At 60.9% G+C, this 18,911-nt stretch carries 18 protein-coding genes; 11 read left to right on the forward strand and 7 right to left on the reverse strand.

Features of this window, described 5'->3' with window-relative positions; all coding sequences use genetic code 11:
• Window positions 1–38: 38 nt before the first annotated feature.
• Together ubiB and AAC850_RS04480 are read right to left on the reverse strand one after the other, a co-directional pair.
• Window positions 39–1,595 carry a 2-polyprenylphenol 6-hydroxylase gene (gene ubiB / locus AAC850_RS04475; RefSeq protein ID WP_340587421.1) on the reverse strand — a complete coding sequence of 519 codons (1,557 nt, stop codon included), beginning with the start codon at window positions 1,593–1,595 and terminating at the stop codon, window positions 39–41.
• A gap of 2 nt (window positions 1,596–1,597) precedes the next feature.
• The gene (locus AAC850_RS04480; protein WP_340587422.1) at window positions 1,598–2,329 is read right to left on the reverse strand and encodes a class I SAM-dependent methyltransferase; all 732 of its coding nucleotides are present in this window, start codon (window positions 2,327–2,329) and stop codon (window positions 1,598–1,600) included.
• A gap of 57 nt (window positions 2,330–2,386) precedes the next feature.
• Here AAC850_RS04480 and mutM point away from each other — a divergent pair, with 57 nt between their 5' ends.
• From mutM to AAC850_RS04505, 5 genes are all read left to right on the forward strand, one after another.
• On the forward strand, window positions 2,387–3,202 hold the full coding sequence (gene mutM / locus AAC850_RS04485; RefSeq protein WP_340587423.1) for a bifunctional DNA-formamidopyrimidine glycosylase/DNA-(apurinic or apyrimidinic site) lyase: 816 nt from the start codon (window positions 2,387–2,389) through the stop codon (window positions 3,200–3,202).
• 127 nt (window positions 3,203–3,329) lie between these two features.
• Window positions 3,330–3,590, forward strand: a complete 261-nt coding sequence (gene rpsT, locus AAC850_RS04490) for a 30S ribosomal protein S20 (RefSeq protein WP_340587424.1) — start codon at window positions 3,330–3,332, stop codon at window positions 3,588–3,590.
• A gap of 513 nt (window positions 3,591–4,103) precedes the next feature.
• Window positions 4,104–5,507, forward strand: coding sequence for a chromosomal replication initiator protein DnaA (dnaA, locus tag AAC850_RS04495; protein WP_340587425.1), 1,404 nt, complete (start codon window positions 4,104–4,106; stop codon window positions 5,505–5,507).
• A gap of 435 nt (window positions 5,508–5,942) precedes the next feature.
• The gene (locus AAC850_RS04500) at window positions 5,943–6,740 is read left to right on the forward strand and encodes a HesA/MoeB/ThiF family protein (RefSeq protein ID WP_340587426.1); all 798 of its coding nucleotides are present in this window, start codon (window positions 5,943–5,945) and stop codon (window positions 6,738–6,740) included.
• A gap of 130 nt (window positions 6,741–6,870) precedes the next feature.
• Window positions 6,871–7,332 (forward strand): hypothetical protein, encoded by a 462-nt coding sequence (locus AAC850_RS04505; RefSeq protein ID WP_340587427.1) that lies wholly within the window; start codon window positions 6,871–6,873, stop codon window positions 7,330–7,332.
• Between the two features lie 35 nt (window positions 7,333–7,367).
• Here the strand turns inward: AAC850_RS04505 and AAC850_RS04510 are convergent, their stop codons facing one another.
• Complete coding sequence (locus tag AAC850_RS04510) at window positions 7,368–8,060, reverse strand: NAD-dependent deacylase (protein WP_340587428.1); 693 nt, start codon at window positions 8,058–8,060, stop codon at window positions 7,368–7,370.
• 109 nt (window positions 8,061–8,169) lie between these two features.
• Between AAC850_RS04510 and dapB the strand changes: the two genes are divergently transcribed.
• From dapB to AAC850_RS04535, 5 genes are all read left to right on the forward strand, one after another.
• Window positions 8,170–8,898 carry a 4-hydroxy-tetrahydrodipicolinate reductase gene (gene dapB, locus AAC850_RS04515; RefSeq protein WP_340587429.1) on the forward strand — a complete coding sequence of 243 codons (729 nt, stop codon included), beginning with the start codon at window positions 8,170–8,172 and terminating at the stop codon, window positions 8,896–8,898.
• Window positions 8,899–8,925: 27 nt separating this feature from the next.
• The gene (locus AAC850_RS04520; protein WP_340587430.1) at window positions 8,926–10,095 is read left to right on the forward strand and encodes a M48 family metallopeptidase; all 1,170 of its coding nucleotides are present in this window, start codon (window positions 8,926–8,928) and stop codon (window positions 10,093–10,095) included.
• 19 nt (window positions 10,096–10,114) lie between these two features.
• On the forward strand, window positions 10,115–10,834 hold the full coding sequence (locus tag AAC850_RS04525; RefSeq protein ID WP_340587431.1) for a ZIP family metal transporter: 720 nt from the start codon (window positions 10,115–10,117) through the stop codon (window positions 10,832–10,834).
• A gap of 4 nt (window positions 10,835–10,838) precedes the next feature.
• Window positions 10,839–11,489 (forward strand): endonuclease III, encoded by a 651-nt coding sequence (nth, locus tag AAC850_RS04530; RefSeq protein ID WP_340587432.1) that lies wholly within the window; start codon window positions 10,839–10,841, stop codon window positions 11,487–11,489.
• A 63-nt stretch (window positions 11,490–11,552) separates the two neighbouring features.
• Complete coding sequence (locus AAC850_RS04535) at window positions 11,553–11,981, forward strand: hypothetical protein (protein WP_340587433.1); 429 nt, start codon at window positions 11,553–11,555, stop codon at window positions 11,979–11,981.
• Between the two features lie 211 nt (window positions 11,982–12,192).
• Here AAC850_RS04535 and AAC850_RS04540 read toward each other — a convergent pair whose 3' ends face one another.
• The 4 genes from AAC850_RS04540 to AAC850_RS04555 all read right to left on the reverse strand — a co-directional run bounded on the left by AAC850_RS04540 (window position 12,193) and on the right by AAC850_RS04555 (window position 16,346).
• Window positions 12,193–12,843 (reverse strand): hypothetical protein, encoded by a 651-nt coding sequence (locus tag AAC850_RS04540; protein WP_340587434.1) that lies wholly within the window; start codon window positions 12,841–12,843, stop codon window positions 12,193–12,195.
• 432 nt (window positions 12,844–13,275) lie between these two features.
• A complete protein-coding gene (locus AAC850_RS04545; RefSeq protein ID WP_340587435.1) occupies window positions 13,276–14,523 on the reverse strand; it encodes a dicarboxylate/amino acid:cation symporter in 1,248 nt (415 codons plus the stop codon).
• 18 nt (window positions 14,524–14,541) lie between these two features.
• Window positions 14,542–15,684, reverse strand: coding sequence for a succinyl-diaminopimelate desuccinylase (dapE, locus tag AAC850_RS04550; RefSeq protein ID WP_340587436.1), 1,143 nt, complete (start codon window positions 15,682–15,684; stop codon window positions 14,542–14,544).
• Window positions 15,681–16,346 carry a glutathione S-transferase family protein gene (locus AAC850_RS04555; RefSeq protein ID WP_340587437.1) on the reverse strand — a complete coding sequence of 222 codons (666 nt, stop codon included), beginning with the start codon at window positions 16,344–16,346 and terminating at the stop codon, window positions 15,681–15,683. Before AAC850_RS04555 ends, dapE begins: the two co-directional genes overlap by 4 nt.
• 211 nt (window positions 16,347–16,557) lie before the next feature.
• On the opposite strand from AAC850_RS04555, the gene AAC850_RS04560 reads away from it, so the two are divergent.
• Window positions 16,558–18,876 (forward strand): EAL domain-containing protein, encoded by a 2,319-nt coding sequence (locus AAC850_RS04560; protein ID WP_340587438.1) that lies wholly within the window; start codon window positions 16,558–16,560, stop codon window positions 18,874–18,876.
• Window positions 18,877–18,911: the final 35 nt, after the last annotated feature.

Raw genomic sequence — 18,911 nt, forward strand, 5'->3', positions numbered from 1 at the left:
CCAATGTGCAAACCTGTCCCATCTGCGGGACCGCGATCTTATCCGAGCCACCCCGACCATACTCCCCCGTAAACCAAGGCCGCGCCCCCCAACGCCGCCAATACATAGCCAAGCCAGCTATTACCTGTCCGCTCGCGAGTGTCCCACATCAGCTCCACTTCGGGAAGCGGCGGCTGTTCCGGCGCGCCGCCCTTCGGCGGGAACTGTTCTTCCAGCCGGCGGACCAGTTGCGGAACGCGCAGCAGGGTCTCGGTATCTTCGCGAATACGATCGGCAATGGCCGCCTCTGGCCCCAGCTCGTCGCGCATCCAGCTACGCACATAGGGCGCGGATACGTCCCACATGTTGATCGCCGGATTAAGCTGCGTGGCGATCCCTTCGACCATAACCATGGTTTTTTGCAGCAGCAGCAGGTGCGGCTGTGTCTGCATGTCGAAATCGCGGGTGATGGCGAACAGCCCGTCGAGCATCTGTCCGACCGACAATTCGCTCACCGGCTTGCCGCGCATCGGTTCTCCCACGGCACGCAGCGCTGTCGCGAATTCGTCAACCGAGTGGTGGCTTGGCACATATTGCGCTTCGAAATGGATTTCGGCGACGCGCCGGTAATTGCCGGTGATGAGGCCGTAGAGAATTTCCGCCAGCCATTGCCGTGCACGCCGGTCGATCCGGCCCATGATGCCGAAGTCTATTGCCACGATTGTGCCGTCGGCCAGCACGAACAGGTTTCCCTGGTGCATGTCAGCATGGAAGAAGCCGCCGCTGATCGCCTGATTGAGGAAGGCGAGCACGAGCCGCCGTGCGAGATCGGGCATGTCGTGCCCTGCAGCAACCAGCGCCTCGCGGTCGGAAATCTTGACGCCCTCGACCCATTCGATGGTCATCACGCGGCCATTGGTACGATCCCAGTCGATTGCCGGAATGTAATAGCCCTCGATGCCGCGCAAGGTATCGGCAAGTTCGGATGCCGAGGCTGCCTCGCGCCGCAGGTCCAGCTCGCGATTGGTCCAGCGCTTGAAGTTGGCAATCGTCAGCCGCGGACGCAGCCGCGTAGCCTCGCCGCCAAGCGCCTCCAGATGCGCGGCGGCCCATTCGTAGGTCGCGATATCGCGGGCGAATTTCTCGCGAATCTCGGGGCGCAGGACCTTGACGGCAACCTGGCGGCCATCGGTCGTTACCGCGCGGTGAACCTGTGCGATACTGGCCGAGCCGACAGGTTCGGGATCGACCGAGGCGAACAATTCATCCAGCGGCCGCTCGAAGCTGGTTTCGATTTGCTGCCTGATCTGTTCGAACGGGACAGGCGGCAGGCTATCTTGAAGGCTGAGCAGATTGTGCGCCGCATCCTCGCCCACCAGGTCGGGTCGGGTCGCGAGTGTCTGGCCCAGCTTGATCGCTGCCGGACCGATCTCCTGGAATGCGCCTGCATAATCGGGCTGGGCGGGCTGGAACGTACCGAAGCGGGCCAGCCGCACCAGCCGCTTGACCTGCGGCGGCGTGTTGGGATCGCGCTCGATTCCGCGTAGCGCGCCGTGGCGTGCCAGCGTCCTGCCCCATTTTAGGAGCCGCCAGATATGCGTTGCAGGCCGCGTCACGCCTAGGTCTTCCACCCTGAATGGATCGCCACTGCGCCGCCAAAGATCTCCTCGACCCGCGTGTGCGCAAAGCCCGCCTCGCGGATCATGGTCTCGAATTCCGACGGCTTGGGAAAGCGGCGGATGGATTCGGCGAGGTAGCGGTAGCTGTCCTCGTCATTCGCGATGGCCTTGCCGATGCGCGGCATCAGATGGTGCGAATAGAGATCATAGATTTCCTTGAAACCCGCCCACTGCGTGGTGCTGAATTCCATGCAGAAGAAGCGACCGCCAAATTTGAGCACCCGGTGCGCTTCTTTCAGCGCGCGGTCGATATGCGTGACATTCCTGATCCCGAATACGATGGTGTAGGCATCGAACTGTCGGTCCGGATAACTCAGCTCCTCGGCGTTCTGGCATGACCAGGTGAGACCATCGAGGCCGCGATCCATCGCTCGTTCGATGCCGACATCGAGCATGTCCTGATTGATATCGGCCACCACGATCTCGGCACCCTTGGCAGCCATGCGAAAGGCGATGTCACCCGTTCCGCCTGCCATATCGAGGATTGCCTCGCCGGGTTGCGGTTTGACGCGGCGCACGAACTGGTCCTTCCACAACCGGTGCATGCCGCCCGACATGGCGTCATTCATGATGTCATACTTGCTCGCCACGTTTGAAAAGACGCTACCCACGCGGGCTGTCTTCTCATCGGGCGCAACGTCTTCGTAGCCGAAAGAAACCTTATCGTTCATGGACCGGGGCTTTAGGAGGAATTGTCGCCAGCGCAAAGGGTGTTAGAGGACCGTATCATGCCTGAACTCCCCGAAGTGGAAACCACCGTGCGCGGCCTGGCGCGTTTTCTGGAAGGCGAGCGGATCGAGCGGCTTGTCCTCAACCGCCCCGACATGCGCTTTCCTTTTCCCGAGGGGATCGTCCAGTCGCTCACCGGCGCGGCCGTTACGTCGCTCGGCCGGCGGGCGAAATATGGTCTGATCCATACCGATCGCGACACTACGATGATCTTTCATCTTGGTATGAGCGGGCGCTGGCGGATCGATCCCGACGTGCCTGACAAGCATGACCACCTTGTCATGGAGACCGCCGGACACAGCTTCGCGCTCAACGATCCGCGCCGCTTCGGCTATGTCGATCTGGTCGACACGCCCGCGCTCGAGACTTGGCCCGCGTTCGCCGTGATGGGGCCCGAACCGCTTGGGGATGAATTGACCGTCGAGCACCTGCGAATCGCATTGAAAGGGCGCAAACAGGCCATCAAGCTGCTGCTTCTCGACCAGCGCGTGGTCGCGGGCCTTGGCAATATATATGTCTGCGAAGCGCTGTTCCGCGCAGGCATCAATCCGCGCAAGGCCGGCGGCCGGGTGTTCCGGCCCGCGCTCGAGAAGCTGGTACCTGCAATCCGGGAGGTGCTGGCGCAATCGATCGCCGATGGCGGATCCTCATTGCGCGACTATGCCCGTCCCGACGGCGAACTGGGTTACTTCGCCACGCGCTTTCAGGTCTATGGCCGCGAGGACGAGCCTTGCGTGCGTTGCGAGGGCGGGACGATCAGGCGGGTTGTTCAGAGCGGGCGCAGCACCTGGTTCTGCCCGCAATGCCAGACCTAGCGAATCCTTGACCTGCGTGCGTCTCCATCCTATGTGGCCCGCTTTCCGGCGCTTATGCGCTGCTCTTACCGATTCTATTAAAGACAAGGACCGGCCGCTCGCGGGCGGCTGACAGACAGGAACGAACATGGCCAATACGCCGCAAGCCAAGAAGCGCATCCGCCGCAATAACAACCGTGCCGAGATCAACGGCGCGCGCAAGAGCCGCATCCGCGGTTTCGTGAAAAAGGTCGAAACGGCCTGCACCGAAGGCGACAAAAAAGCCGCTGCCGAAGCGCTCAAGGTTGCCCAGCCGGAAATCGCCAAGGGCGTTGCCAAGGGCGTGCTCCACAAGAACACTGCTGCTCGCAAGATGAGCCGCCTGTCGAAGCGAATCGCTGCACTCTGATTCGCTGACTCGCGCGATTGATTCGCGCGACTGTCGGTAGATTTTACAGAACGAAATCAGAACGGGGCTCGCGATTTTCGCGGGCCCCTTTTTTGCATGTGCGAAAGGATCGGCGGTCGAATCCAGAAAACATAGGGATTCCCGCGATTCGCAGAACTGTCACAAAACTATCGTTTAAAATCAAAGTCCTGAATAGAAGCCTGCGGCCTACAGGCGAGTCAAGAACCTAAATTTTAATAATTTTACCGCCGTGCCCTTGCCCCTGCGGCGCAGTCGTTCATAAACACTTCTCGACCGCGGTTCACCAAGCCGGGGGCGCCATTAAAAGAGTTATCTACGGGAAAGATTCGGTGCTTGGCCTGATGGCACCGAGCAGAGAAGCTGTGTCTTTTTCGCAGATGGGGGTTTTGGGGGCTGATCAGGCCGGGCAGAGGACGGGGTTCGCACATGATTCGTATGGGTCCGCACAGCGCGCGCAACAGCGCGGCCATGAAAGACGGGACAAAAACAAAAATGGAAGATCAACAAGCCGCCGACCTGGCCGCCGATTGGGCTGATATCTGTCAGGGACTGCGCAAGGATCTGGGTCATCAACTCTTCACGCAATGGGTCAAGCCGATCCAGCTGGGCAAGCTGGACGCCGAAAACGGCACGCTCGACCTTTTCCTGCCGACCGAATTTTCCGCCAACTGGGTGAAGGACCGCTATCACGACCGGCTTTCGCTGGCGTGGAAGATCGCTTCGTCGGAAGTCCGCCACATCTCGATCAAGGTTCATCCCGGTCGCCGCAAGATCGCCGATTTCGACCTGCGCGGTCAGGACGGCTTCGGCCACCGCGCCGCCAATGATGCCACGCTGGCGATGGAATCGATCGGCGAGGATGGCTTTACTTCTTCGGTCGGTCTCGATCCGAGTCTGACTTTTGCCGCATTCGTGACCGGCAGCACCAACGTGCTCGCCAAGAACGCCGCAGAACGCATGGCCAAGGCAGAAAAGCCGCAGTTCAGCCCGCTCTACCTCAAGGCTGCAACCGGCCAGGGCAAGACCCATTTGATGCACGCCATCGGCCATTCCTACCTGCAGGCATTCCCACGTGCGCGCATCTTCTATTGCTCCGCCGAACGCTTCATGGTCGAGTTCGTCCAGGCGCTCAAATCGAACGAGATGATCGAATTCAAGGCACGTCTTCGCGCCTTCGACCTGCTGCTGGTGGACGACATCCAGTTCATCATCGGCAAGGCCGCAGCGCAGGAAGAATTGCTTTACACGATCGACGCACTGCTGGCCGAGGGCAAGCGACTGGTCTTCGCTGCCGACCGCGCCCCGCAGGCGCTCGACGGAGTCGAGCCGCGCCTGCTCAGCCGCCTGTCGATGGGTCTGGTGGCAGACATCCAGCCCGCCGATATCGAACTGCGCCGCTCGATCCTCGATTCCAAGCTGACCCGCTTCGCCCCGCTCGAAGTACCGAGCGATGTGATCGACTTTCTCGCCCGCACCGTCAGCCGCAATGTGCGCGAGCTGGTCGGCGGCCTCAACAAGCTGATCGCCTATGCCCAGCTGACCGGCCAGGAAGTATCACTCCAGTTGGCCGAAGAGCAGTTGACCGATATCCTTTCGGCCAATCGCCGTCGCATCACGATCGACGAGATCCAACGCACCGTGTGCCAGTTCTATCGCATCGACCGCAGCGAAATGAGCAGCAAGCGCCGCGCCCGCGCCGTGGTCCGTCCGCGGCAGGTGGCGATGTATCTGGCCAAGGTGCTCACCCCACGCAGCTATCCCGAAATTGGGCGCAAGTTCGGCGGGCGCGATCACTCGACCGTCATCCACGCCGTGCGGCTGATCGAGGATTTGCGCCAGCGCGATGCCGATATGGACGGCGATGTGCGCAGTCTGCTGCGGCAATTGGAAAGCTGACAACCGGCTACCGGCGGCGCGGCCCTGTCGCGTCGTCGGACCAGGTCGCGTCGTCGGCCCAGGTCGCGTCGTCGGACCAACAGGCCAGTCACAGCCTGATCACAGGCAATCCACCAGACAGTCCGCACTTGGTGCCGCGCGGTTTTCCCGTCGCGGTCTACAGGCTTGTCCGCAGGTTTTCCGTAGACCGGTCCACAGCGCCGAAAATGCCAGAATCTGCACCCTGTCACCCTGCTTGCTGGGACAATTCCCTCATTACATTCAGCAATATCACCAGAATTTCTCGCATGATAGCACTTCGGGGCGAGGAGCTCGAATTACCGGGATATTGACAGGCAGAAACATGACCGGAGCATGGATGCATTTCTCCACAGGCTATGGGACAGCCCCTGCACCGCTTTACCACCGCGCAAATTGCACTAGGTGTGATGCGCGATGAGCGATGACCTCCCAGATACACCGCACCCGCTATCTGCCGACCGGCTCGACCGCTTCGCGCGGCATATCGTGCTGCCCGAAATCGGCGGCGCGGGGCAGGCGGCGCTCGCCCGTGCACATGTCGTGTTGCTGGGTCTGGGGGGAATCGGTGCGCCGGTCCTGCAATATCTGGCGGGAGCGGGCGTGGGACAATTGACGCTGGTCGATGATGACAAGGTCTCAGCCAGCAATCTGCAACGCCAAACGATCTACACCACGCGTGATATCGGCCATGGCAAGGCTGTCTCCGCGCGCCGCTGGCTGGCCAATTTCGACGACAAGCTGGGCGTCACCATCCACGACACGCGCATTACCACGGATAACGTCGCGGCGGTGGTGGCAGAGGCCGACCTGGTGATCGACGGGACCGACAATTTCGCCACACGCCTCGCCGTGTCTGATGCCTGCGTGAAAGCGCGCGCGCCCCTGCTGTCGGCAGCTGTCGGTCGTTTCCAGGGGCAGGTCGGCGCCTTCGCCGGACACTTGCCCGACCAGCCGTGTTACCGCTGCTTCGTGGGCGACGCCTTCGATGCCGAAGATTGCGACACCTGCGCCGAAGACGGCATTCTGGGGGCCATGGTCGGATGGGTCGGCACCCTTGCCGCGATGCAGGCAGTGCGCGTGGTGATCGCTCCGCAAATGGGTGATCCCGGCTGGGGCAGGCTGCACCTCATGGACGGCCTCAAACCGGGAATGCGCACGCTGGCAATAGCGAAAGACCCGGCATGTAGCGGGTGTGCCGGAAGTCATAGTTAATTGACATTCATGCAAATATGGCGGAATTTCCGCTCCGCCCGGGGGCGTCCCGGTTTTCGCTAGAATGGGTCGCCCGCTCCCAGGTTGAAGCATGTCATTGACGGCATGTGGTTCACAATGGGGGAAGACTATGAAAAATATGATTATTGGTAGTATCGCATTCGCGCTGGCGGCAACCGCTGCCGCCGCTCCGGCATCTGCGCAGGTCCGCGAATACGAGGATTACGAATATTCCGAGTCGGTGGTCGAGCTGTCCACTGTCCGCGTTGAGCCGGGCCATCTGGACACATATCTCACCGGTCTCGAGCAAACCTGGGTCGCCGCCAATCAGGTCGCAAAGGACCTCGGCCATATCAATGACTACGGCATATATGTGAATATGGCGCCCAGCAGCGGCGACTTCCACCTGATGCTGGTCATCACCTTCCCCGGCCAGAACATGCAGCCTTCGCGGGCGCGCTATGACGAATTCATGGCGGCTTGGGGCGAGGCCAATATGGAAAGTTCGAACGAGACGGTGACGAACGTCTACAACGAAATTCGCGAGCTGCAGGGTACCTACCTGCTGCGCGAAATCGAATTTACCGACTGATACAGTTCGTCAGTGCTGGCGGCGCTACCGGGGGGTCAGCCCGCCAGCACCTCATCCACCCATTCAGGCACCAGCGCGCTCGCCGCGCCGAGGCGGGTCTCGTCGAAAAAGCCGGAGCCGGCGCTGCGTTCGAAATTCAACTCGAGCGTCCTTGCACCGTGTTCGCGCGCCTGCTGGACGAAGCCTGCCGCAGGATAGACCGCGCCGCTCGTACCGATACTGACGAACAGTTCGGCGCCCGCGAGTGCGCCGAAGATCCGGTCCATCTGGTAGGGCATTTCGCCAAACCAGACGATGTCCGGGCGCATTGCAGCATTGCCGCACGCAGGGCACGGCGGACCATCGCGCAAGCTTGCTTCCCAGCGATGACGCGCATCGCAGGCGCGGCACCATGCCGACAGCGCCTCTCCATGCATGTGCAAGACACGCTGTGCGCCGCCGCTTTCGTGCAAATTGTCGATGTTCTGGGTGACGATCAGCAGTTCGCCGTTCCATTCCCGGTCCAGCCTGCCGAGCGCCTCGTGCGCGGGATTGGGTGAGGCCGCCAGGACCTGTGCGCGGCGCTCGTCGTAGAAGCGCTGGACGAGGTCAGGATCGCGGGCAAAGCCTTCGGGCGTCGCGACTTCTTCGACCGGGTGGTCTTCCCACAATCCGTCTTCGGCGCGGAAAGTCTTGAGGCCGCTTTCGGCGCTGATCCCCGCGCCGGTAAGGATAACGATATTGTCCATACGCCGCCTTTTATCGACTGACCGCGCCATGTCTAAGGGCTGCGCTTGCTTTTTGATCGCCGCAAACCGAAAAGCAGTCTTCGGATAGTCCAGATTGAACGGAGTGCTTGTGGCAAAAATCGGGGTAATCGGCAGCGCGGGACGCATGGGCACTGCCCTGCGTGAAGCGATCACCGCGGCGGGCCACGATTGCTCGGGCGGAGTGGACAAGGGCGACCAAGTCGCCGATCTCGCCGATGCCAGCGATGCCCTCGTCGATTTTTCGGCTCCTGCTGCACTGAAAGACAATCTCCACGCAGCGGTGGGCGCAGGCATTCCCATACTGATCGGTACGACCGGGCTGGACGACACGCATCACGCCGCCATCGAGAGCGCAGCGGGTGCCGTGCCGGTCCTGCAGACGGGCAACACCTCGCTCGGCGTCACCCTGCTGGCGCATCTGGTGGCGGAGGCCGCTGCGAGGCTGGGGCCGGACTGGGATATCGAAGTGCTCGAGATGCACCACCGCATGAAGGTCGATGCACCATCGGGCACCGCCCTGCTGCTTGGCGAGGCTGCAGCGAAGGCGCGCGGAATCGAGCTGGGCGCGAACAGCGAGAGCGGGCGTGACGGGCATACAGGTGCACGCGGCGAAGGCGCTATCGGCTTTGCCGCGCTGCGCGGCGGCACCGTGGCAGGCGATCACAGCGTGATCTTCGCGGGCGAGGAAGAGCGTATCACGCTGTCCCACTCGGCGGAAAACCGTTCAATCTTCGCGCGCGGTGCTGTGAATGGAGCAGCTTGGCTGATAGGCCAGCCACCGGGACGCTATGCGATGACGGATGTGCTTGGTCTCTGACGGGCGCTTCCGAACGAGGGGATATTGATGACATTGGACGCTGCCGCAGCAACGCAGGCGTGGATGGACACGCTCAGCGCAGAAGAACTGGCGCTCGCACGCGATTACACCACCGGCAATAACTGGCTGATGCTCACAGGGCTGGCGGTAGCCGCACTCGTCACTTGGCTGATCGTCCGTAGCGGCGTGCTGGACAAGGTCTCCGCGCGGCTCGGCAAACGAGGCTGGGCATTGCGCACCTATCTGGTCGCCGCAACTTTCATCTTGGTCGATGCGATCCTGACGCTTCCCTACGCGATCTACTCGGAATGGTGGCGCGAGGGGCAGTATGGCCGAAGCGACCAGCCGCTGGGCGATTTCCTGCTGCAAAGCGGGATCGGGATCGCGCTTTCGGCTGTGGTCGGGGGGCTGTTCCTGCTCGGCATCTACTGGCTGATCCGCCGCGCTGGCCGGTTGTGGTGGCTTTGGGGCGGAGCGCTCACTGCGGGCGCCCTCGCCTTCTTCCTGTTGCTCTCGCCCATGCTTATCGAGCCTCTGTTCAACGATTACGACCCCATCCCAGAAGGCGAGGTGCGCGATGCCGTGCTGGCGCTGGCGGCCGATGCCGGTGTGCCGGAAGACCGGGTCTACATGTTCGACGGATCGCGCCAGTCGAACAACTTCACCGCCAATGTCTCAGGCGTCGGATCGGGCGCACGCATCGCGATTTCCGATGTCGCCATGGGCGAGGCATCGCTCGACGAGGTGAAAGCCGTAACCGGGCATGAGATCGGCCATTACGTCCTCGGCCATATCTGGCGCGCCGTATTCGCTTTCAGCGCCCTCGCTATCGCGGTCCTGTTCCTTGCCGACCGATTCTTTCCGGCAGCGGCACGGATATTCGGCAGCGATGCCGAGATTGCCGACATCCGCGGTGTGCCGGTTCTGGCGTTCATGTTCTCGCTGCTGATGGTGCTGGCAAGCCCGCTGACCAACACGCTGACCCGCGTCGGAGAGCGCGAGGCGGACGCCTATTCGATGGCAACCGTCGGGCTTCCCGATGCCATGGCGGGCGCGCTTATCAAGACCGCCGAATACCGCTATCCCATGGCGGGTCCGGTCGAAGAGGCGCTATTCTACACGCATCCGACCGTTGAAAGCCGCGTGCGCGCTGCGATGGAATGGAAAGCAGCCAACCAGGGAGCTTCGGGCGAATAGATGAGCTTGAAGCCGGCCAATGCTTGATCTGGCGTTCCTTGCAGCGCTGCTGGGCGCACTGGGCGGCGCTGCAGCATATGCAGGTGCCTGGCTCGGCTGCCTGAACGAGCGCAACGGCAATGTCCTGTCCGAAAAGGCCAAGCGCGCCGTCATCGCCTTCGGCGGCGGCGCGCTGATCGGAGCGGTCGGGCTGGTCCTTGTCCCGCACGGGCTTGAAATCCAGCCGCTATGGCTGGGCGCATCGAGCTTTGTTGCAGGAGGACTTGTCTTCCTCATGCTCGACAAATGGTTGCACAGCACGGGCACTCCGGTCAGCCAGCTTGTTGCGCTCAACCTCGATTTCGTGCCCGAGGCGATCGTGGTCGGGGCGGTGATCGGCGGCAATCTGCCGATGGCGATTTTCCTGACGGTCATACTCGTCGCGCAGAACCTGCCCGAGGGGTTCGGTGCCTATGTCGAAGTCCGCAAGGCCCATCAGAGCTTCGTGCGCCGCAATATCCTGCGGATCATGGCGCTGGCCATCGTGATCGGCCCACTCGCCGCACTGCTGGGCTATTCGTTCTTCGCGATGCAGAGCACCGCGCTGGGGACGATAATGACATTTTGCGCAGGCGGGATCATCTACCTCGTTTTCGATGATGTTGCGCCCGAAGCGCACAAGCAGGGCGATTGGGCGCCGGCATTCGGTGCCGTCCTGGGCTTTTCGGTGGCACTGATCGGCTATGGCCTCACAGGATGAAAATGTGACCAAAGACCAGATTTTCGAATTCTTCCGGCGGCTGGCCGAAAACAATCCCGAACCCGAAACCGAACTTGAATATGGCAATTGCTACCAGCTTGTCGTTGCGGTGGCGTTGTCGGCGCAGGCGACCGATGTCGGGGTGAACAAGGCGACCCGCGCGCTGTTTGCCGAGGTCGAGACGCCCGAGCAGATGCTGGATCTGGGGCTGGACGGGCTTGTCGAACACATCAAGACGATCGGCCTGTTCAATTCCAAGGCGAAGAACGTCATCGCGCTGAGCCAATTGCTGGTCGACGAATATGGCAGCGAAGTGCCGGGCACCCGCGAGGACCTCGTGCGATTGCCGGGCGTGGGCCGCAAGACCGCCAATGTCGTGCTCAACTGCTGGTTCAAACAGGAAACCTTTGCGGTCGACACCCACATCCTGCGCGTTGGTAATCGCACCGGACTTGCCAAGGGCAAGACGCCCGAAGCTGTCGAGGCCAAGCTGGAAAAGCGTGTGCCGCAGCCGTTCCGCCTCCACGCGCACCACTGGCTGATCCTGCACGGCCGCTATACCTGCAAGGCGCGCACGCCCGAATGCTGGCGCTGCGAAGTGGTGGATCTGTGTAGCTACCGCAAGAAGGTGCTGGAGAAGCCCAAGGGCCGCTGACCTTGCCAATTGGCCCAAATGGGCGCATTTTGTGCTGCGGCAGGAGTTTTGGGGGGAATTTCCATGCGTAATTTGATGATCAAGAGTTTCGCTGGGGCGCTCGTGTTCGCCTGCGTTGCCACATTAGGCAGCACATCCGCCGCAGCGCAGGCCGCTGCGGAAGAGGCGATGATCCTTTCGGGCAGCAGGGGAACCGGAGCGGCAGCGCGCGACATGGGTGAGTCTGTCAGGGGAAGCATCGGCGGAGCGGCCGATGCAGTTGCCGCGACCAATGCGGCAGCGAATGCGCGGCGCGGCAGTTCGCGCGCTCGCACCACGACCAGCCAGCCGCGTGGCCGGTCCAGTGGCTACTGGATCACCAACGCCGTCGATGCGTTGGAATATCACAATGTCCCGACGTATCGCATGAACAATGGCGCGATCCTGAAAGTCAGCGGAACGCTGATGGCCACGCGAGATGCCGCCTGCCTAAGGAATTGCATGGCGTATTAGTGTCGACGTGGCGCCCGAATGCTGGCGCTGCGGGATGGTTGATCTGTGCAGCTTCAGCATAAGGGTGGTGGCGAAGCCTAGGGGCGGTGCTGGTTTGGCTGCTAACGACCCAATTGCCGCCGATTTTATTACTGCTTACCGGTTTCCTGGCCGCTTTCGACGATCTTCCTTCCGTCATCCGACGGATGATCCTGCCGATCACCCATCATGATTATCCCGAGCCAAAGAACCAGACGATCTGTCCCAGCCCGAACACATCGACCAGGTCCGATAAAGCTGGAACCACCGAGGCGATGCCAACCAGGCCCAATATGACTCCAAGGTAGTTGAGAAAGCGCGACAGCGTTTTGCCGGCCATGGCGGACACGCTGACAAGCAGGATCCATACCCCGCCGACAAGCTCTATTCCGCCGCCCAGCGCGTTCTGCATGATCCCCACCGCCAGCCATACCGTGCCGGCGCGCTCGGGGTCGACAGCGTGCAGGCCGATGACGGTCTGTGACCCGGAAACGGAGATCAATCCGCTGGCAATGACGATCCCTGCCCAGATGATCCCCAGCGGCGTGGCCAACGCCATCAATCGCGGTTGGACGGTCTTCAGGCGATCATGCAGGGCCAGGACTAATACGAGGAGGACCAGCGCAGCGACAATGTAGATCAAGGTCATCGCACTCAGGATCAGCGTCTCATTCGCGATCAGATACTCGACGCTCCTGACCGGATCGAGATGGCTCGGCGGGTCGAGGAAGATGATGAAGATAGAAAAGCCCGGATGTAGCAGGCAGCTTCGAGAAGGGCAGCGATGCCTCCAATCCTTTGGGTGTTCATCATCAATTTTCCCTCGAGGGACTTGTCCCAGCAAAACTCAGGAGGGCAACTGATCGAACGCGCGCAGCCCCAACAGACCCCGAGAAGTCCATCGCATGCGCACAACCATTAGGCAAATGTCCGCTTCCCACCCCAGAAGCGGCCTTTAGGCGGTCTCAGAGGCGGCCCCCAGAGCGGACTGGCAGATTTGCCTCACCATGCAACAAAAGCAGCTGGTCTGCTGACGACCCGCTTGTAGTCACTGCTCGTTTCAGTACCCGCTAGAAGACTGATGGTAATCATTTGGAGGCAGGTAGGGTGAAGCTTGATCCAGTTACGATGCGCAAAGCATTGGTGGTTTGCGGTGCAATTGCATTCACAGCCTTTATGGTGGCCATTACTACTGGATTGGCGAAGGGCTGAAGCGCTCACTCCCGGTCTGCTGCCTAAAGGCTTAGAACGTCCGCTTCCCACCCAATAGTCGACGTTACACATCATCCGCCGAGATCATTTCCTCGCGGTCTATATCACCCGTGAGACTGGCCACCGTGGTTGCTACGGCCGCATCGCCGCTGACATTGGTGGTGGTGCGCATCATGTCCATGATCCGGTCCACGCCTGCCACGAAGGCGATCGTTTCCAGCGGCACACCGACTGCGCCGAACACCAGCGCCATCATGATCAGCCCCGCGCCGGGAATGCCTGCTGCGCCGATTGCGCCCAGTGTCGCGAGGATCGAGATGAGGAAATACTGGCCCCAGCTCAAATCGACACCGAAGATGGAGGCACCGAACAGCGTGGCGAGCCCCAGGTACATCGCCGTGCCGTTCATGTTGATCGTCGCGCCGAGCGAGATCACGAATGCGGCGACCGAGTTCGATATGCCAAGGTTGCGCTCGGCACAGCGCAGCGTGACCGGCAGCGTCGCGTTGGAACTGGCGGTGGAATAGCTGACCGCAATCGCATCCACGATCCCGCGGAAGAAATCGCCCACCGGCAGTTTCGCAATGAACTTGATCATCGAGGAATACATGACGAGGATGATCAGCAGGCAGCCGGTATAGTTGAGCACCACCAGCCAGCTGAGCGCCTTCAGCGCATCGACGCCGAGCGTGCCCGACACCCATGCCATCAATGCGAAGACGCCGAACGGGGTCAACTCCATCACCAGCATCGTGACCTTCTGCATGATGATCGCGCCGCTATCGAAAATCTTCTGGACCGGCTCGCCATCCTTGCCCGCCATCAATATGCCGATGCCCAGCAACAACGAGAACACGATCAGCGGCAGGACCGCGACATCGGCCATCACCTGCACCGGGCTTTCGGGCACGATCGAAAGGATCATGTCTACCGCAGTCGTTTCATTGGGTTCGGGCGTTGGCACATTGGGCGTGCCGAGCTCTTCCTTGCTGGGGAAAAGGCCGAGATTCACCGCACCCGTGCCCAGCGCAAGTCCGAGCCACACGGCGATCTGCCCTGTCACCACGAACAAAGCGATGGCGCGCCCGCCGACAGCACCCAGCTTGCGCAAGTCGCCAATCGCGGCGACGCCCGCCACCAGGCTGAAGAAGATAAGCGGGACGACCAGCATCTTGATCGCCTTGATGAAGAAGTCACCGATCCATTTGATGCTTTCCGCTTCCGGCCCCCAGAAGAGGCCAAGCGCGATACCCAGGATCAGCGCGCCGACAACGCGCTGCCATAGCGGGATTGCGAACCAGAATTTGAGCATGGGCGACCTCTCCTACTATCAGTCCAGCGCGAGTGCGGCGCGCGCCACGCGGTTATAGATGCGGCTTAGCGCATAGAGATCGGCAATGGCCACTGCCTCGTCGGTCTTGTGCATGGTTGCGTTGACCAGACCGAATTCGATAACCGGGCACAAATCCTTCAGGAACCGAGCATCGGACGTGCCGCCGGTGGTGCTGGCTTCGGTCTCGACACCCGTCTCATCCGCAATCGCCCGCGCAATCATCTGCGAGAAAGCGCCCGGCGGCGTCAGGAACGGCTCGCCGCTTATCACGGGCCGCGCCTTGCCGCCGTGCCTTCCGGCAATGGCGGAGATTGTCTCGGACAGCGAAGCGCCCGTATGCTGGTCGTTGAAGCGGATGGAGATGCGCGCGGTTGCCGCACCCGGGATGACGTTATGCGCCTTGTTCGACACATTGAATTCGGTGATTTCCAGATTGCTGGGCTGGAACCACTCGGTCCCCTGATCGAGTTCCAGCGCATCGAGTTCCGCCAGGATGGCGACCATCTTGGGCATGGGATTATCGGCCAGGTGCGGATAGGCGACGTGGCCCTGCGTCCCTTCGACCTCCAGCCAGATATTGACCGAGCCGCGCCGCCCGATCTTCATCATGTCGCCCAGTCGGTTGACGCTGGTCGGTTCGCCGACGAGGCACAAATCGGGGATTTCGCCCACTTCGCGCATATGGTCGATCAGCGCGCGGGTGCCGTGCAGCGCGGGGCCTTCCTCGTCGCCGGTTATGATGAAACTGAGCGTTCCCGCATCGGCAGGAATATCCGCGACCGCCGCGACCATGCAGCCGATCGCGCCTTTCATGTCGACCGCGCCGCGACCGTAGAGTAGCTCGCCGCGTTCCTCTGGCGTAAAGGCTTCGCTGGTCCAGCCCTTGCCCGGCGGCACCACGTCGAGATGGCCGGCAAAGGCAAAGTGCCGGGACGCGGCGGCTCCCTTGCGGATGGCGAACAGGTTTTCGACCGGCTCTTCTTCGCTGCCTGACTCACCGTCGCCACGGGTAAAACGATGGACAGCAAAGCCCAGCGGGGTGAGCATTTCTTCCATCATGTCGAACACCGCGCCGCGCGCCGGTGTCACACTTTCGCAGGCAATCAAATGTTTGGTGTTTGCCAGCGGATCGGCGCTCATGCCTTTTCGCCTATCTCGAACTGTGAGATTGTCCATTGCTCTGCCAGCGCAGCCTCGATCCATTGCTGCATCCAGTCATGCTCCCAGACCGCCTGCATATAGGCCTCGGCAAAGCCCGGAACACCGATGCCGTAGGTCAGGAAGCGGCTGACGACCGGAGCGTAGAATATGTCGGCAGCGCTGAAAGTGCCGAACAGGAACGGGCCACCCGTACCGAAACGCGCGCGCGCCTCGGCCCAGAGACCAAGGATGCGCACGATGTCCGCCTTGGTGGCATCGTCAAGGTCGACCGCGACCCGCGCACGGATGTTCATCGGGCAATTGCGCCGCAGGGCGAGGTAGGAAGAATGCATCTCCGCAACCATGGCGCGGGCCATGCCGCGCGCATCGTCAGCCTTGGGCCAGTACCGTTCGCGACCGACCTTGTCGGACAGGTATTCAAGGATAGCGAGGCTGTCCCACACGACCACTTCGCCATCCCACAGCACCGGAACCTTGCCGGCCGAGGGACGAAAATCGCCATCGGTATTCTTAGTCGCCTGCCAGTCATCGCCATCGATGTGGACAGTCAATTCGTCGAAATGCAGGCCGCTTTGCTTGGCCGCAAGCCAGCCGCGCAGCGACCAGCTAGAGTAGTTCTTGTTGCCGATTATCAGCTTCATTGTGATGCCATATCCCCGTTTGCGCGGAGAATTAGCCGTTAAGGCTGATCGTGTCGAGGCTGAACAATCGAGGCATCCAGCGCTGCCTGACCAGCCGCCGCGCACACCGGCACTAAGCAGCAAATGTAAACTTGGTTACGGGTTTCTTTACCATCCTCTGCCACAGCAGGCATCTCGCCGAAAAGCGCGGGAAGCTGGATGAAGGTGACGAGTGGTCGGAACTAAACCGACAGCACAGGGAAGGGCCAAGCGGCTCGAACGACTTAGGCATGTCCTTTGGGCAGGCCTGATTTCGCTCGTGCTGGCGGTTCTCAGCGTCCTCGATCCGGTCGATCAATTCCTGTGGGTTACGCAGAGCCGCGCCATCTCGACAGAGGCATCGGGCGAAATCGTCTACCTGGCATCTCGGCAGGATCTTTCCGATCCGAACTTTCCCGAGCGCAGGCAGCAACTGACCCAAGCCCTTCGCCGCCTTGAAGAGGGCGGAGCAGAACGTGTGTTCATCGACAGCGTCTTCGAAGATCCGACGGACGAGGCCATCGATGGCGACCTCAACGAGGCTATCCTCGAATTCTCGGGAGACGCCTACCTGGTCGCCGATTACCGCTTCGATGCGACGCGCGAACTGCAGCTTGCGCAATCGAACGCGACAATTGCGCGAGGTGTCGACCAAGTCGGTTCCGATCTCTACAAGAACTATCTCGGCTATATCTGGGCGGCCGACTACACAATCCAGGCAGGCGAAAGCCAACTGCCTTCGCTGGCTGCAGAGATGGCCAACGCAACGGGCGGGCCAGACGCGATTTTTCCAATCAATTACAATATTGCCTTGTCATCGATCCCGTCGGTCTCGCTGGAAGAGTTTCTTTCCAACGACTCCGCAAAGTCACGCCTGGCGGGGAAAACCGTTGTTATCGGCGGCCGTGTCTCCAACTCCGGCACTACTTACAACATACCTGGCACTCGCGACGTCCCCTCGACCATTGTCCATATCTACGCAGCGGAAACGTTGATCGCGGGCAAGACTGGCGTGATCGCCAATTACTGGACTGCACTTGCAGCGATCCTGCTATTGGCCCTGGCTAGCATCATTCGCCAGGATGGCATCAGGCGTTCCTTGTATGCAACAATTGTCGTTCTGATCCCCATTGGTCTGGCAGCGGCTGCAATCTCGGGCTGGCGCGCAGATTTCGCCGATTTGCTGGCACTTTGCGGAGCGTTTGGCGCATTTCGTCTGCGCTCGAAGTGGAAAGACTCTTTCGCGCTTCTCGACCCGGAAACCAACCTGCCGACCTTTGCCGCATTGGAAGCGGACCGTTCCATCGTCGAGACCGTGCCTGCCATAATCGTCGCCAAGATCCACCGGTTCGAGCAGGTTCGTCGCACGCTGCCCAAGGATCTCCATTCGGAATATGTTCTGCGGATCATCAAACGGCTGAAAGCTGCCACGCAGGATGCCACGATCTATCGCGGCGAAGGGCACATGATCGCCTGGACCATGCCCGAAAAGGAACCTGCACTGGTGCAGGAACACCTGGAAGGGCTGCGGGCGCTGTTTTCATCTCCGCTTATCGTGGGCGACCGCCAGGTCGATGTCGGCATCACCTTCGGCGTCGACATTACACCCAGCCCCAATGTCGTGCGCCGCCTCGCCTCTGCCGTGGCCGTGGCAGAACAGACCAATGAAACATACGATCCGATCGCGATTGCCGACACGACATCGGAAGAGGATCTGATCTGGAATATCTCGCTACAGGCGCGGATCGATGCCGCCCTGTCGAACGGCGAGATCTACCTCGTTTTCCAGCCCAAAATCATGGTGCAGACCGGCGAGATCATCGGCGTCGAGGCCTTGGTGCGCTGGAAGGATCCCGTAAAAGGCCACATTCCGCCTGACAACTTTATCCGCCAGTGCGAGACGGCCGGCCGGATGAGCCAGCTTACTCACTTCGTCCTCGAGAAAGCCTGCAAGGCCGGCACGGAACTTTCCGAACGCGGCTTTAACCTGCCCGTAGCTGTCAACATATCGGCTACGCTCGTGCATGAGCGGGCAATCGTGCAAATGGTATCCGACGCCCTGAAGAAGACGGGCTTCGAACCCAACAGCCTGACGCTTGAAATCACCGAGACCTACCGGATTTCCAATATCGACCGCGCCGCAGAGATTCTCGGCGAGTTGCGTGCGCTCGGTACAAAGATTTCGATGGATGACTTCGGGGTCGGCGCGGCCAGCCTTGAAGCCCTCCTGCGCCTGCCATTTGCCGAACTCAAGATCGACCGGATGTTCATCTCCCGCATGATCGAGGACGACAAGGCTGCAGGCATCGTCAAGAACATTCTGCAGCTGGGCAAAGATTTGCGAATCATCGTTGTTGCAGAAGGGGTTGAGGACGCCGGAACGTTAACGAAATTGCGTGATTCCGGCTGCCTCGTGGCCCAGGGTTTCGCGATCTCGAGGCCGGTGACTTTAGATAAAATCCTTCAATATCAGAAAGATAACAGAACCAACATCCAGTCAAACATGGTTTAGATTTGACAAATAAATATGATTAACCCAGAACAATC

This window comes from Erythrobacter alti, assembly GCF_037996805.1.
GTDB lineage: Bacteria > Pseudomonadota > Alphaproteobacteria > Sphingomonadales > Sphingomonadaceae > Alteraurantiacibacter > Alteraurantiacibacter alti.